Origin of the sequence: Ectopseudomonas oleovorans (assembly GCF_029845265.1) — a bacterium.
Taxonomy (GTDB): domain Bacteria; phylum Pseudomonadota; class Gammaproteobacteria; order Pseudomonadales; family Pseudomonadaceae; genus Aquipseudomonas; species Aquipseudomonas oleovorans.
Window position 1 is genome coordinate 121,382 of sequence record NZ_JAOCLK010000002.1, and the last position, 14,129, is coordinate 135,510.

At 62.0% G+C, this 14,129-nt stretch carries 11 protein-coding genes and 3 pseudogenes; 6 read left to right on the forward strand and 8 right to left on the reverse strand.

Annotation, left to right across the window (positions count from 1 at the left end; all coding sequences use genetic code 11):
• Positions 1-78 precede the first annotated feature (78 nt).
• Positions 79-471: a protease inhibitor I42 family protein gene (locus tag N5J71_RS02025; RefSeq protein ID WP_004423391.1), complete on the forward strand. Its 393-nt coding sequence runs from the start codon at positions 79-81 to the stop codon at positions 469-471.
• 263 nt (positions 472-734) lie between these two features.
• Here the strand turns inward: N5J71_RS02025 and N5J71_RS02030 are convergent, their stop codons facing one another.
• The 7 genes and pseudogenes from N5J71_RS02030 to N5J71_RS02060 all read right to left on the reverse strand — a co-directional run bounded on the left by N5J71_RS02030 (position 735) and on the right by N5J71_RS02060 (position 5,495).
• On the reverse strand, positions 735-1,496 hold the full coding sequence (locus N5J71_RS02030) for an ABC transporter permease (protein ID WP_074860274.1): 762 nt from the start codon (positions 1,494-1,496) through the stop codon (positions 735-737).
• Positions 1,493-2,422, reverse strand: a complete 930-nt coding sequence (locus tag N5J71_RS02035; RefSeq protein ID WP_004423387.1) for an ABC transporter ATP-binding protein — start codon at positions 2,420-2,422, stop codon at positions 1,493-1,495. Before N5J71_RS02035 ends, N5J71_RS02030 begins: the two co-directional genes overlap by 4 nt.
• A 263-nt stretch (positions 2,423-2,685) precedes the next feature.
• A complete protein-coding gene (locus tag N5J71_RS02040; RefSeq protein WP_125873506.1) occupies positions 2,686-3,627 on the reverse strand; it encodes a 2-hydroxyacid dehydrogenase in 942 nt (313 codons plus the stop codon).
• A 13-nt stretch (positions 3,628-3,640) separates the two neighbouring features.
• Positions 3,641-3,943: pseudogene (garD, locus tag N5J71_RS02045) on the reverse strand (galactarate dehydratase); the annotation flags it as partial.
• The gene (locus N5J71_RS02050) at positions 3,919-4,173 is read right to left on the reverse strand and encodes an SAF domain-containing protein (RefSeq protein ID WP_341783734.1); all 255 of its coding nucleotides are present in this window, start codon (positions 4,171-4,173) and stop codon (positions 3,919-3,921) included. The pseudogene garD and the gene N5J71_RS02050, both read right to left, overlap by 25 nt.
• Positions 4,174-4,196: 23 nt before the next feature.
• A pseudogene (locus N5J71_RS02055) lies at positions 4,197-4,726 on the reverse strand (enolase C-terminal domain-like protein); the annotation flags it as partial.
• Between the two features lie 21 nt (positions 4,727-4,747).
• Positions 4,748-5,495, reverse strand: a pseudogene (locus tag N5J71_RS02060) (IS5 family transposase).
• A gap of 169 nt (positions 5,496-5,664) precedes the next feature.
• Here N5J71_RS02060 and N5J71_RS02065 point away from each other — a divergent pair.
• Both N5J71_RS02065 and N5J71_RS02070 read left to right on the forward strand, forming a co-directional pair.
• The gene (locus N5J71_RS02065) at positions 5,665-7,290 is read left to right on the forward strand and encodes a methyl-accepting chemotaxis protein (protein WP_279916204.1); all 1,626 of its coding nucleotides are present in this window, start codon (positions 5,665-5,667) and stop codon (positions 7,288-7,290) included.
• Between the two features lie 254 nt (positions 7,291-7,544).
• The gene (locus N5J71_RS02070; protein ID WP_004423370.1) at positions 7,545-7,775 is read left to right on the forward strand and encodes a PA4570 family protein; all 231 of its coding nucleotides are present in this window, start codon (positions 7,545-7,547) and stop codon (positions 7,773-7,775) included.
• Between the two features lie 257 nt (positions 7,776-8,032).
• Here the strand turns inward: N5J71_RS02070 and bamJ are convergent, their stop codons facing one another.
• Positions 8,033-8,662 carry a BamJ family beta-barrel-assembly machinery protein gene (bamJ, locus tag N5J71_RS02075; protein WP_004423369.1) on the reverse strand — a complete coding sequence of 210 codons (630 nt, stop codon included), beginning with the start codon at positions 8,660-8,662 and terminating at the stop codon, positions 8,033-8,035.
• Between the two features lie 213 nt (positions 8,663-8,875).
• On the opposite strand from bamJ, the gene N5J71_RS02080 reads away from it, so the two are divergent.
• The 3 genes from N5J71_RS02080 to N5J71_RS02090 all read left to right on the forward strand — a co-directional run bounded on the left by N5J71_RS02080 (position 8,876) and on the right by N5J71_RS02090 (position 14,120).
• Positions 8,876-11,365, forward strand: coding sequence for a hybrid sensor histidine kinase/response regulator (locus tag N5J71_RS02080; protein WP_279916205.1), 2,490 nt, complete (start codon positions 8,876-8,878; stop codon positions 11,363-11,365).
• A complete protein-coding gene (locus N5J71_RS02085; RefSeq protein ID WP_116619625.1) occupies positions 11,355-12,425 on the forward strand; it encodes an HD domain-containing phosphohydrolase in 1,071 nt (356 codons plus the stop codon). Before N5J71_RS02080 ends, N5J71_RS02085 begins: the two co-directional genes overlap by 11 nt.
• 69 nt (positions 12,426-12,494) lie before the next feature.
• The gene (locus N5J71_RS02090; RefSeq protein ID WP_084341509.1) at positions 12,495-14,120 is read left to right on the forward strand and encodes a methyl-accepting chemotaxis protein; all 1,626 of its coding nucleotides are present in this window, start codon (positions 12,495-12,497) and stop codon (positions 14,118-14,120) included.
• Positions 14,121-14,129 lie beyond the last annotated feature (9 nt).

The window sequence follows — 14,129 nt, forward strand, 5'->3', positions numbered from 1 at the left end:
AACCGTGCGTCTCCACGGTCGCCACCGACAGGTCTATGCCGCTATGCTGGGGCCAGGTTTCGTCGACTGGAGTTCGTCATGCACGCCACCTTGCGCCTGCTTATCCTGCCAGCCCTGGCCCTGCTTACGGCCTGCGCCCATCAATCCGGCACGCTGGAGCTCAAGAAAGATCGGCAGTGCCCGCTGACGCTGAACAAGGGCCAGCAGCTGATTCTCAGCCTACCCAGCAACCCCACCACCGGCTTTCGCTGGGACGTGCGTGATGGCGCGGCGAACGTACTGCAAAGCCTCGGCCCCGAGGTGTACAGCAATCCCGAAGACGCCGGGCTGGTGGGCGCTGGCGGCATTTCCACCTGGCGCTTCATGGCGCGCGAGCCAGGCGAAGGTCGCCTGCTGCTGACCTACCAGCAGCCTTGGGAGCCGAACGTGCCGCCAGCGGAAACCTTCGAGTGTGAAGTGCGGGTGAAGTGAGCAAGCCGAACACGGTAGAGCTTCTGTGGGAGGGGCTTTAGCCGCGACGACTCGAGGCAAATCGCCGCTAAAGCGCCTCCCACGGCTCAGTGGGGCCGGCGCAACCCGCTACCTATTCATGGCGGGTTGCACCCGCCCTACAGGCTGCAAACGAACAAGGGGCGCTTATGCGCCCCTCATTTCTATCGTTTCGCGGCTGAAGCCGCTCCTACAATCAGAGACGTACTCGATCTATGTAGGAGCGGCTTCAGCCGCGAATGGCCTCAGCTCTTGAGCCGGTAGCCGGTCTTGAAGATCCAGCCCACCAGTAGGATGCACAGCGCCAGGAAGCCCAGCACCATGGCCAGGCTGACACCAACGTTGACGTCCGACACGCCGTAGAAGCTCCAGCGGAAGGCGCTGATCAGGTACACCACGGGGTTGAACAGGGTCACCGTCTGCCAGGTCGGCGGCAGCATGCTGATCGAATAGAAAGCGCCGCCGAGGAAGGTCAGCGGCGTAACGATCAGCGCCGGAACGATCTGCAGCTTCTCCCAGCCATCGGCCCAGACGCCGATGATGAAACCGAACAGGCTGAAGGTCAGCGCGGTCAGCACCAGAAACGCCGCCATCCAGATGGGATGCTGAATTTCGAAATCGACGAACAGCCTCGCCGTGAGCAGGATGATCAGGCCGAGAATCACCGACTTGGTCGCCGCCGCACCGACATAGCCAATGAGGATTTCCAGGTAGGACACCGGCGCCGACAGCAGCTCGTAGATGCTCCCCGAGTACTTGGGCATGTAGATGCCGAACGAAGCGTTGGAAATGCTCTCGGTCAGCAGTGCCAGCATGATCAGACCCGGAATGATGAAGGCGCCATAACTGACGCCCTGCACCTGGGTCATGCTCGAACCGATGGCCGAGCCGAACACCACGAAATACAGCGAGGTGCTGATCACCGGTGTGGCGATGCTCTGCAGCAGGGTGCGCCAGGTGCGCGCCAGCTCGAACAGGTAGATGGCCTTGATGGCGTACAGGTTCATGCGCGCGACTCCTTGATCAGACCGACGAAGATTTCTTCCAACGAACTCTGGCTCGACTGCAGGTCCTTGAAGTCGATGCCATGCTGGGCCAGATCACGCAGCAGTTCGGCGATGCCGGTGTTCTCGTGCTGGGCGTCGAAGGTGAACACCAGGGCATGGCCCTGATCGGCCAGCTCCAGACCATAGCGCGCCAGCTCGGCCGGCACGCAGGACAGCGGCTGCTGCAGGTGCAGGGTCAGCTGCTTCTTGCCCAGCTTGTGCATCAGCACCTGCTTGTCTTCCACCAGAATGATCCGGCCTTTGCTGATCACCCCGATACGGTCGGCCATCTCCTCGGCCTCCTCGATGTAGTGGGTGGTCAGAATGATGGTCACGCCGCGCTCACGCAGACGCCGCACCATGTTCCACATGTCGCGGCGCAGCTCCACGTCGACACCGGCGGTGGGCTCATCGAGAAACAGTATCTGCGGCTCGTGCGACAGCGCCTTGGCGATCATCACCCGGCGCTTCATGCCGCCGGACAGTTCCATGATCTTGGCGTTACGTTTGTCCCACAGCGACAGATCCTTGAGCAATTGCTCCAGGTAGGCCGGGTCAGGCTTCTTGCCAAACAGGCCACGGCTGAACTTGACCGTCGCCCAGACGGTTTCGAATACGTCGCTGACCAGCTCCTGCGGCACCAGGCCGATCTGCGAGCGGGCCGCGCGGTAGTCGCGGACGATGTCGTGACCGCCGACCAACACCTTGCCCTCGCCCGGATTGACGATGCCGCAAATGATGCTGATCAGGGTGGTCTTGCCGGCGCCGTTGGGGCCGAGCAAGGCGAAGATCTCGCCCTGGCGAATGTCCAGGTCAATGCCTTGCAAGGCCGGATGCCCGGACGCGTAGATCTTGTTCAGTTGCTGGATGGAAATGACCGACTGCACGGTGGATGGCCCCTTGCCTGCGGAAAACTCCACAGTTTACAGGGCATGAGGCACTGACATCAGCGCGAGAGAGAAAAAACGGCGCACTTGTGGTGCGCCGGGGATGCAGCAGGTGAGGTAAGAAGCGATCACGGCGCTTGTGACGTCGTGACGATAGGCCAGGCTGCAGATGCCGCCCGGCGTATTCAGCGGCCGTTCATGATTGCACGCGAAGCTGTAGGGCGGGTGAAACCCGCCGCCTTGATTGGCGGGTTGCACCCGCCCTACAACGGAGTCAATAACTTGCCGGTGGCGATGAAGGCACGCAGGTTGTCCAGCACCAGATCGGCCATCTGCTGGCGGGTCTCGACACTGGCGCTACCGACGTGCGGCAGCAGCACCACGTTGTCCAATTCACGCAACGCTGCCGGTACCTGGGGTTCGCGCTCGAAAACATCCAGCCCGGCACCACCGATTACCTTCTGCTGCAGCGCAGCGATCAGCGCCGCTTCATCGACCACCGAGCCACGCGCCACGTTGATCAGAAAACCATCAGGTCCCAGCGCTTCGAGCACCTTGGCGTCGATCAGGTGATAGGTCGCCTGGCCACCCGGGCAGGTCAACACCAGGAAATCCGCCCAGCGCGCCAACGTCAGCAGATCCGGCTCGTGCTGATAGCGGCTGCCCACGACCGGGCGCCGGTTGTGGTAACGCACCGGCATGGAGAAGCCCGAGGCGCGCAGTGCCACCGCCTCGCCAATACGGCCTAGGCCGACGATACCCAGGCGCTTGCCGCTGACCCGGCGCGCCAGCGGGAAGCCCGTAGTGCTGCTCCAGGCGCCGCTGCGCACGAAGCGATCAGCCTCGGACAGGCGCCGCGCGCTGTCGATCATCAAGCCCATGGCCAGGTCGGCCACGCAGTCGTTGAGTACATCCGGCGTGGTGCTGAGCACGATGCCGCGATCACGCAGCAGCTCCAGCGGATAGGGATCGTAGCCAACGCCGAAACTGCAGATGGCGCGCAGATTCGGCAGCAGCGAAAGCTGATCGGCGGTGCAGCCGAAACGGGCCGAGGACACCATGTAGAGAAACTGCTCGCCCTGTTCGCGCAGAAACGCCAGCGGCTCGGCCTGTTGCCACAGCGCACTGACTTCATACTCGGCTGCCAGCTCGCGGTTGAAACGCTCGCTCAGCGGGCCGATCTGTAACACCTTGGCTTTGCTCATGACGATCCCCCGTTCAGGTCACCGGCGCCGGGTTGAACAGTACCAGATCGTTGTGCAGACGCAGGCGTTCGGCGCAGGTCTGCTTGTGACCGCTGGCCACGTCCAGATAGAGCTGGAAGATGTGCCAGCCCATTTGCTCCAGGGTCATGCGCCCGGAGACGATCTGCCCGGCGTCGACGTCGATCAGATCCGGCCAGCGCTCGGCCAGTTACGTGCGTGTGGCCACCTTGATCACCGGCACCATGGACAGGCCATAAGGCGTGCCGCGGTCGGTGGTGAAGATATGCAGGTTCATGCCCGCCGCCAGTTGCAGGTGCCGACGCAGCCATCCGGGTTGCGGAAGCCTGCGAAGGTGTAACCCTGCAGCGGCTCGCCGGGCGAGGTTTTGACGGTCGCCTTGGGCAGGTTGTCCAGCACTGGCGGCTTGGGCATGCACAGCACCTGCTCAGTCACCCAGCTGCCGGCGGCAATGGGTTTCAGCGCATAACCGATCACTTCGCCATAAGGCACCACCTCGCCGCCTTCGACGATATCCACCAACGCCACCTTGTGGCTCTGCGGGATGCCTTGTCCAGCTCGACGCCGAGGCCCGGCGTTTTCGGCACCTGCACCAGACCACCTTCGATGCGCAACGGGTTACGCATCAGGTACTGGCCGTCCTGCCAGATCCAGTGGGTATCGATGGCGGTCACGCGACCCGGCGCCGCAGCGGCGACGTGGGTGAACATGGCCAGGGAGATATCGAAGTGGTTGTTCGAATGCGAGCCCCAGGTCATGCCCCAGTCGTTGCACATCTGCGCCACACGCACGGAGCCGCCATGGTCCAGAAATGCGGGTCGGCCAGCGGGATATCCACCGATTGCAGGGAGATGGTGTGGCCCATCTGCCGCCAGTCGGTCGCGATCATGTTGGTCGCGGTGGGCAGACCGGTGGCACGGCGGAACTCGGCCATCACTTCACGACCGGAGTAGCCGTTCTCGGCGCCGCACGGGTCTTCGGCATAGGCCAGCACACCATGCAGGTCGCGGCACAAGGCGATGGCCTGATCCAGCGACCAGCCGCCGTTGGGGTCGAGCGTCACACGAGCATTCGGGAAGCGCGGCCAGGGTCTGTTGCCGTTTCACATAGGTAACCAGAGAAAGGCACAGGCCATGGCCACGACGCTTTCGTAATTTCTCTTGAGCTTGTCGAACCGAGATGCCACTGCCCGGTAGTGCTTTAGCCGGGCGAAGGCGTTCTCCACCAAGTGCCGGTTGCGGTAAAGACCTCTGTCCAGATCCGCGTTGCCTTTCACGGAGTTACGCTTTCTCGGGATCACGGCCTTGGCCCCTTGTTGCTCAACCTGCTGCCGAACTCTCTCGCTGTCATAGCCCTTGTCCGCGACAATGGTTTCAGCCTCCGGGAGCTTGGCAATCAATGCGGGAGCCTGGGTGCAATCATTGAGTTGCCCCCCGTAATTTCAAACTCGATGGGCAGTCCATGAGCATCAACTGCCAGGTGAATCTTGCTGGTATTGCCAGCTCGACTTTTTCCTATGGCCTCATCGTTGCCACTGGCAGCGCCTGCACTGTGTTGGTGAGCCTTGGCATAGCTGCCATCAATGAACACCCATTCCATGTCGGGCTGCGCCACAAGCTCCTTGAAAACCTTGAGCCATTTTCCAGTTGCTGACCACGCATTGAAGCGTTTATAGACCTTATTCCAGTTCCCGAACGCTTCGGGTAGATCTCTCCAGGGGCATCCCGTGCGCATGCGGTACAGCATGCCCTCCACGGTCATTTGTAGATCACGCTTGTTGTAGATGCCCTATGCAGTAGAATTTCCTGCAGCTTCGACCAATGCTTATCACTGAGCAATAATCGGGGCATTGCAAACTCGTATCGATGTTGTGTCAGAGCTTCAGCGATACGAATTTTCTCTTACATATCAACTGGTTAGCGCGAAGCGGCAACAGCCCCTAGACATGTCACAAATCTGCAACACTCATCTTCCACGCTGAGCATGCCCCGCTACGCCTGACTTCCGAGGCATACCATCATGTTCCTGCAAAAATCCCTGCGCGCGCAGATTCTCACTCTGCTCGGCGGCAGCCTGACGCTGATTCTGGTCACCGCCCTGGCCTGTTTCAGCTTCCTTTCCAGTGGTATGCAGTCCTATCGCGGCCTGCTCGATGGGCCGCTGGAATCTTCGCGCCTGATCGACGCGGCCAACGTCGAATTCAAGATTCAGGTGCAGGAATGGAAGAACGTCCTGCTGCGCGGTCAGGACAGCGCCAACCTGCAGCGCTACTGGGGCCAGTTCGAAGCGCAGGAGCGCAAGGTGCAGGACATTCTCGGCCAGTTGACCCAGGTCGCCGCAGCCGACCCGGCCTTGAAGACGCAAGTCGAGCGCCTGCGTAGCGAACATCAGGCGCTTGGTGGCAATTACCGCAAGGGCCGCGACGCCTTCGTGGCCGCCGGAGCCGATGCCAAAGCCGGCGATGAAGCCGTCAAAGGCATCGACCGCGCGGCCAGCGAGCAGATGACCGCCCTGGTCGAGCAGTTGCGCCAGAACAGCCTGAACCAGGCCGAGCAGATCAACGCCAGCGCCGCGCGCACCATTCTCAGCGGCACAGTCGTGATGCTGGCCGCCGCCCTGGTCATCGCCGTATTCAGCCTGTGGCTGGTCAACCGTAATCTGATCATCCCCATCCGCCAACTGATCGGCCATGTCGACCAACTCAGCCAAGGCCGTTTCGGCCAACGCGTGGAAAGCACCCGGCAAGATGAACTGGGCCTGCTGGCGCGCGCCGCGAACACCCTGCGCGACTTTCTTGCCAGCACCAGCGAGCGCCTGCACCACAGTACGCAGAACCTCGACAGCGCCAGCAGCGAGCTGAACGCCATCGCCTCACGCATGACCGAGGGCGTCAGCGAGCAGTTCGAGCGCACCGATCAGGTCGCCACGGCCATGCATGAGATGTCCGCCACGGCGCAGGAAGTCGCGCGCCACGCCGCCGACGCCGCGCACGCGGCCAACGATGCCGACGACTCGGCACGTCAGGGCAGCACGGTGATGCAATCGACCATCGCCACCATCACCGACATTCGCGGCGAGATCGCCAACACCGCCGAGGTGATCCGTCGCCTGGAAAGCGACAGCGGGCGTATCGGCAAGGTGCTGGAAGTAATCCGCGGCATCGCCGAGCAGACCAATTTGCTGGCGCTCAACGCCGCCATCGAAGCCGCTCGCGCTGGTGAACAAGGCCGCGGCTTCGCCGTGGTCGCCGACGAGGTGCGCCACCTGGCCCAGCGCACCGCCGAGTCCACCGCAGAGATCAACCAGATCATCGACACCGTGCAGAGCGGTGCGCTGAATGCCGTGCGCGCCATCGAGAGCGGTCAACAGCGCAGCGAACAGGGCGTGACCCAGGTCATCGAAGCCGGTGCCATGCTGCAGCGCATCACCGAAGCGGTGGAAGCCATCCGCGACATGAACCAGCAGATCGCCACCGCCGCCGAAGAGCAAACCTCGGTGGCCGAGGATATCTCGCGCAACCTTACCGAGCTGACCGCCATCGCCAGCGCCAACCAGGACAACGTCGAACGTACGCAGAAAGCCAGCCGCAACCTGCATGATATGTCCGGGCAACTGGGTGAAGTGACTCGCCGCCTGGGCTCCTGACCCGATCTGCGAACCGGCATGGCACGCGTCTCCGCCTCCAGCATCTACCGCCTGCGCGCAGAGTGAGTAGCGAGGCGCGGGATCAACAGCATGCTGCGCCCCTCCAACTCGCCTGCGGTAAAGGTCTGCACGGCTTCGCCTTGTCCGCCCCACCTGCTGAAAACAGGCAAACGACAAAAGGCAGCAATTAACCCTTGCTATTTATGTAATAGGAATTATTCTCAGTTGCGTAATGACGGCCAAGGAGACCTGCCATGACCTACCTGATCGATGCCTGGCTGGACCGCCCGCATCCCTACCTGCGCATCCTCAACCGTGAAACCGGTGAAGTCTGCGCCATGCTCGAAGAAGAAGCCCTGGACGAACTGCGTGATCAGGGCGACCTGGATTTACACGAGCTCAGCTCCAGCGAACCCATCGTCCTCAAGGAACTGGTGCGCAGCCTGTTTCTGTACTGCTACGCCCGGGCATTGCGCCCATCCTGAAAGACAAAACGGCCCTTGTGCAATGCAGAAGGGCCGTTCGTACGCCGCCTAGGGTGGACGACGCTTCACCCGTCCACCGTGGTCGCGATGGTGGACAAAAACAGCATTGCCCACCCTACAAACCTTTTGGAGGCATCGCGAGCTAGAGCGATACAAGGCAAAAACAAGGGAGAAAGCGGAGTGTACTTTTGTACATGAGCATTTCGAGCTTGTTTTTAACGCAGTAGCGCCGACGCGCAGCAGGCCGTTGGCGGTTCTTACAGAATATCCAGCAGCTCGACATCGAATACCAGCACACTGTGCGGCGGGATGCTGCCGACGCCCTGAGCGCCGTAGGCCAGCTCGCTCGGTACGTGCAGGCGCCATTTGCTGCCGGTGCCCATCAGTTGCAGGGCCTCGACCCAACCCGGAATCACACCACCGACCGGGAATTCAGCCGGCTGGCCGCGCTCGTAGGAGCTGTCGAACACGGTGCCGTCGATCAGGGTGCCATGGTAGTGGGTACGCACCTGATCCTCAGCCGACGGCTTGGCGCCCTCGCCCGCGACCAGCACTTCATACTGCAGGCCGGAGGCCAACACGGTCACGCCCTCGCGCTTGGCGTTCTCGGCCAGGTAGGCACGGCCTTCACCGGCAGCGGCTTCGGCCTTGGCGGCAGCTTCGGCCTGCATGATCTCGCGGATGACCTTGAAGCTGGCGCCCAGCTCGGCTTCGGAAACACGACTGGCCTGGCCGCTGAACGCGTCGGTCAGACCGGCGAGAATGGCGTTCAGATCGACCCCGGGCGGCGGGTTGTCACGCAGCTGACCACCGAGTTGACGACCGATGCCGTAACTGACGCGACCTTCATCGGAGGACAGGTCGGGGCTGAAGTTGAATTCGGACATGAAAGGCTCCGCTTTGGGCTGTGAAAAAAGGTCGGCCAGACTAGCACAGAACCCCATGTCATCGGACACCAGCCCTACCGTCCATCTGCCTGCAAAGGGCAGAGATCAATCCCTTGATCTGGCGCAAACACGACTACCTTTAGCTAAGCCTTACTTAAGAAAAGCCCAGATATCATATCGACATCATTCGTTCGCCCCTCAGGAGCGTGCGTCATGCAAAGCGGCTCTCAAGTCAGTCTTCGGACATGGATATGGCGCGCTTTCGTACAGACGGCATTGATTCCGCTGATTCTGGTGGAGACGGTACTGATCAGCGTCTACCTGATCAGCAACGCATCGATCCGCGATGCGCAGATATCCCATCTGCGCGAGACAACCCTGAGCGACCTGCAAGCGGCCGCCAGCCAGGAAGCGCATCGGGTCGAAAGCGAGCTGGGCCACATCGCGCGCCTCACCAGCACCTATGCCTCCCTGACCCAGCAAGCATTGGACAACAGCCAGCCGAGTGCGCCGGCAGAACTGGCCGTGACGCCCAGCGGCGTACGTTACAGCCCACGCGATGACGGTGGCGCGGCCTCCTTCTACTCCAACGTCACGCCCCTGGATAAGCAGGATCTGGACAAGGTAGCGCGCTTGGCCACCCTCGACCCGCTGATGCGTGAAACCGTGCGGCAAAACCCGCTGGTAGCCAGCATCTATTTCAACAGCTGGGACAGCTACAACCGCATCTTTCCATGGTTCGACACACCTTCGCAGTATCCCCACGACATGGTGATACCCGACTACAACTTCTATTACCTGGCAGACGCCAAGCACAACCCCGAACGCAAGGTCGCCTGGACCGACGTCTACCTCGACCCGGCTGGCCAGGGCTGGATGCTTTCTGCCGTTGCCCCCGTGCTGCGTGGGGACTTTCTCGAAGGTGTGGTGGGCCTGGACATCACCGTCGGCAAGCTGCTCGAACACATTCAGAGCCTCGACGTGCCCTGGAATGGTTATGGCGTGATCGTCAGCAAGCAGATGAACATCATGGCACTGCCTCCCGCAGGCGAAGACGACTTCAGCCTGGACGAGCTAACCACTCACTCCTACGACGAAGCCATCAGTTCGGAGCTGTTCAAGCCTGAAGACTTCAACCTGGGCAAACGTGCCGATACCGAAGACCTCGCCAAAGCCATCGCACAGCAGGACAAAGGCGTACTCTCGGTCCGACTCAACGGCCGTCCGCACTTGGTCGCCTGGGCCACGATCCCGGCTACCGACTGGCACATGCTCACCGTCGTCGACGAGGCCGAAGTGTTCAGCCAGACCAACGCACTGGCCAGCCACTACCGCAACATCGGCTACCTGCTGATCGGCGGCCTGGTGTTGTTCTACCTGGTGTTCTTCGCCTTCATGTGGGGCCGTGCCCGCGAACTGACCGAGCGCCTGCGCAAACCCATCGGCGGCATCGTCGCCATGCTCCGCGAAATCGGCCAGGGCAACTGGAAGCCCAAGCGCCCGGCGACCACCATCACCGAACTTGAGGCGATCATCGATGACGTCGAATCCATGGGCCAGCGCCTGGAACGCAGCGCCACCCAGCTTCAGCGCGCCAGCCACGAGGCCCAGGAAGCCAGCCGCGCCAAGAGCCAGTTCATCTCCAGCATGAGCCATGAGCTGCGCACCCCGCTCAACGCCATCCAGGGCTTCGCGCAATTGATGCGCATGCAACAGGCTCAGCCGGACAAGCAGGACACCGACTACCTGGAAGAAATCCTGCTCGCCAGCCGCCACCTCAACCAGTTGGTGGGCGATATCCTCGACTGGTCGAGCCTGCAGAGCGACCAGCCACGCCTGGACATGACCAAGGTCGACGCCGTCGCCCTGATGAACGAGTGCGCCGACCTGGTCGCACCGGAAGTCGAAGCCCATGGCCTGGAACTCAAGCTGACGCTGCCGGAAACAGCCGTGCCGGTACTGGCGGACCAGCGGCGCCTGCGCCAGGTGCTGCTCAACCTGCTGTCCAACGCCATCAAGTACACCCCGTCCGGCAGTATCAGCCTGAGCTGCACCAAACATGATGACCGTGTACGGCTGATGGTCAGCGACACCGGCATGGGTATCGCCAGTGAGTTGCAACCGCTGCTGTTCGAACCCTTTCAGCGCCTGGGCCAGGAGAACGGCGCCATCCAGGGCACCGGAATTGGCCTATCGTTGTGCAAGGAATATGCAGCGCTGATGAATGGCGAGATGGGCCTGCACAGCGAGCCGAACAAGGGCAGCCAGTTCTGGATCGACCTGCCGCGCCACGTCACCCCGGTACAAGCTGAAGCAGTTGAATCGACGTCGCACCAGGCATGCGTCTATCACGGCGACCTAGACCGCACGAACCGTGAAATCGTCAGCCAGGCGCTGGCCGATATCGATCTGCAGCAGTTCGAGGATGGCCAGCAACTGCTGGCGGCGCTGCACAGCAGACGTCCTGATCTGCTGCTGCTCAGCGTCGAGCTGAATGGCCTGGACGGCCGCGACCTGCTCCGCGCCCTGCACCAGAGCGCCGAGTTGGCGGACCTGCCGGTGATTCTGCTAAGCCGTGAAGATCAGTTGCAGGAACTGGTCGGCCTGGGTGCCAGCGCCTTGCTCGGCGTGCCCATCGATCCTGATGAACTACACCAACTGGTCTGCGACCTGACCGGTAAGGAGGCTAACGATGCTGTCTAAGGACTTTCGACAATCACGCGTGGTCATCGTCGATGATGTGATCGCCAACAGTCGCCTGCTGGAGTCCAGCCTCCGGGCCTTTGGCCTGCGCGACACCATCAGTTTCTCCGATTCGGCCGCCGCGCTGGACTGGTTGCAGCACAACCCCTGGAGCCTGCTGCTGCTCGATCTGGACATGCCGGCGCCGAACGGCTTCGACATTCTCCGCGCGCTGGCCGACCGTGATCGCAGCAGCAACCCGATCATCATCATCACCGCGCTGAACGACGCGGCCAGCCGCCGCACCGGCCTGGAACTGGGCGCCAACGATTATCTGAGCAAACCCGTCGACCTGCCCGAGGTGATCCTGCGAGTGCGCAGCAACCTGCAACTGAGCCAGGCCAGCCTGGCCCTGTACGAAGCCAACACGACCCTGGAACAACGCGTGCGCGAGCGCACTGCACAATTGAGCCAGAGCTATTCGGCGTTGGTACGCACGCTGTGCCGAGCATCGGCCTACAGAGACAGTGAGACTGGCAACCATATCGTGCGTATCGGTGAGTCAGCCGCGTTGATTGCCGAGGCCTATGGCATGAGCGCCGACTGGGTCGAGCTGATTCGTCAGGCGGCGCCGATGCACGATGTCGGCAAGATCGGCATCGCCGACCATATCCTGCTCAAACCCGGCGCTCTGACCGATGATGAACACCGGCAGATGCAGGAGCACCCCGCCATCGGCCACGCCATTCTGACCGACCAGCACGCCTCCGAGCTGACCACGCTGGCGGCAGAAATCGCCCTGACCCACCACGAGAAATGGGATGGCAGCGGCTACCCGAGTGGGCTGCGTGGCGAACAGATTCCTCTGTCCGGACGCATCGTCGCCATCTGCGACGTCTACGACGCCTTGCGCATGCCACGCCCATACAAGGCGCCCTGGCCCATCGAAAAAGCCCAGGCGTTTATTCGTGAACAGTCCGGCAAGCATTTCGACCCAGAGTTGGTCTCGCTGGTGGAGAGCCTCTATGAGCAGATCGAGACGCTCCAGCACGACCTCAGCGATTGCCCGCAAGGAGACTGATGGATCTTGATAACGACATGTAACGCCTCAGCCCGCTAGTCATCTCTTAAATCTTTGAGTACTGCCACCATGAACTTCAGATCCATCTCCATAGCCCCTCGTGCTGCAATAGGATTTGGCTTGATCGCATTGCTGGTTTTCGCCCTCGGCGGCTTCTCGCTGCTGCAGATGAGCAGCATGCATGACCGCTCTAATGAGGTAGACGACAACTGGGTCCCCAGCATCAATACCCTGGGCGACCTGTCTCAGGACGTCCTGCGCCTGCGCGCCGCCACCTTGCGCATGCTGCTCAGTGAGACGCCCCTGCAATTGCAGGAGAGCACCACGCTCGCGCAGAGCCTGCTCAGTGACCTGGAGCGCGTTCAGCAACGTTACGAGGGGCTGATCAGCTCCGCGGAAGAACAGGCGCATTACGATGACTTCAAGCGCTACGAGAACACCTACCTTGCGACCCGTACCCAGCTTGTCCAGCACCTGGCCAACAATGACCGGCCGGCCGCACTGGCCTTGCTCTACAACAGCCTGAACCCGCAAGCCGACGTGATGATCAAGGCGCTCAATGAGCTGATCATGCACAACCGCGATGGTGCCTCGGCTGCGGCCAAGGCCTCCGATCAGGTCTACACCCAGGCCACCCGGGGCACGTTGCTGGTCATGGCATTGTCGGCCATTGCCACGGTGATACTCGCCGCGCTGCTGACTCGCAGCATCGTCAAGCCATTGGCCGACGCGGTACAGGTGGCGGACTCGGTGGCCAGCGGCAATCTGACCCTGAATATCGACACCCAGGGCAATGACGAGCCGGCCAAGCTGTTGCAGGCGCTCAAGAGCATGCAGGGCAATCTGCGCGGCACCATCGAACAGATCGCCGACGCCTCCAATCAACTGGCATCGGCCGCTGAACAACTGAGTGCCGTCACCGATGGCACCGCGCGCAACCTGCACCAGCAAAGCCTGGAGATCGACCAGGCCGCCACCGCCGTCACCGAAATGAGCAGCGCCGTGGATGAGGTGGCGCGTAACGCCGCCAGTGCCTCGGAAAGCTCCAGCGAATCCGGGCGCATTGCCCGCCAGGGCAGCGAGCGCATCACTCAGACGCTGTCGTCGATCAACCAACTGGCCGCCGATGTCGATTCGACCTCGAGCAACTTCGGCCAACTGGCCGGCAAGATCCGTGGCATCAGCCAGGTACTCGACGTGATTCGCAGCATCGCCGAACAGACCAACCTGCTTGCCCTCAACGCCGCCATCGAGGCTGCACGTGCAGGCGAAGCGGGTCGCGGTTTTGCCGTGGTTGCCGATGAAGTGCGCGCCCTGGCGCACAAGACCGGGCAATCCACCCGCGAGATCGAGACCATGATCAGTACCGTGCAAGGTGACACCGAACAGGCGGTGCGCGCCATGGAATCGAGCAACGGGCTAGCCAAGCAGACGCTGGACATCGCCGAGGGCGCGGGAGTCGCGCTGGATCAGATCATTCAGTCGATTGCCGAGATCGGCGACCGCAACCTGGTGATCGCCAGTGCCACCGAACAGCAGGCCCACGTGGCCCGCGAAGTGGATCGCAACCTGATCAACATTCGCGACCTGTCGCTGCAGAACTCGGCTGGTTCGGAACAGACCAGCACCGCCAGCCGCGCGCTGTCGAGCCTGGCCGCCAACATGCAGGGCATGGTCGCGCGCTTTCAGGTCTGAGCCATCGCA

Coding starts and splice junctions, on each gene's coding strand:
- N5J71_RS02025 (WP_004423391.1), top strand. CDS start 79: ATGCACGCCACCTTGCGCCTGCTTATCCTGCCAGCCCTGGCCCTGCTT.
- N5J71_RS02030 (WP_074860274.1), bottom strand. CDS start 1,496: ATGAACCTGTACGCCATCAAGGCCATCTACCTGTTCGAGCTGGCGCGC.
- N5J71_RS02040 (WP_125873506.1), bottom strand. CDS start 3,627: ATGAGCAAAGCCAAGGTGTTACAGATCGGCCCGCTGAGCGAGCGTTTC.
- N5J71_RS02065 (WP_279916204.1), top strand. CDS start 5,665: ATGTTCCTGCAAAAATCCCTGCGCGCGCAGATTCTCACTCTGCTCGGC.
- N5J71_RS02070 (WP_004423370.1), top strand. CDS start 7,545: ATGACCTACCTGATCGATGCCTGGCTGGACCGCCCGCATCCCTACCTG.
- bamJ (WP_004423369.1), bottom strand. CDS start 8,662: ATGTCCGAATTCAACTTCAGCCCCGACCTGTCCTCCGATGAAGGTCGC.
- N5J71_RS02080 (WP_279916205.1), top strand. CDS start 8,876: ATGCAAAGCGGCTCTCAAGTCAGTCTTCGGACATGGATATGGCGCGCT.
- N5J71_RS02085 (WP_116619625.1), top strand. CDS start 11,355: ATGCTGTCTAAGGACTTTCGACAATCACGCGTGGTCATCGTCGATGAT.
- N5J71_RS02090 (WP_084341509.1), top strand. CDS start 12,495: ATGAACTTCAGATCCATCTCCATAGCCCCTCGTGCTGCAATAGGATTT.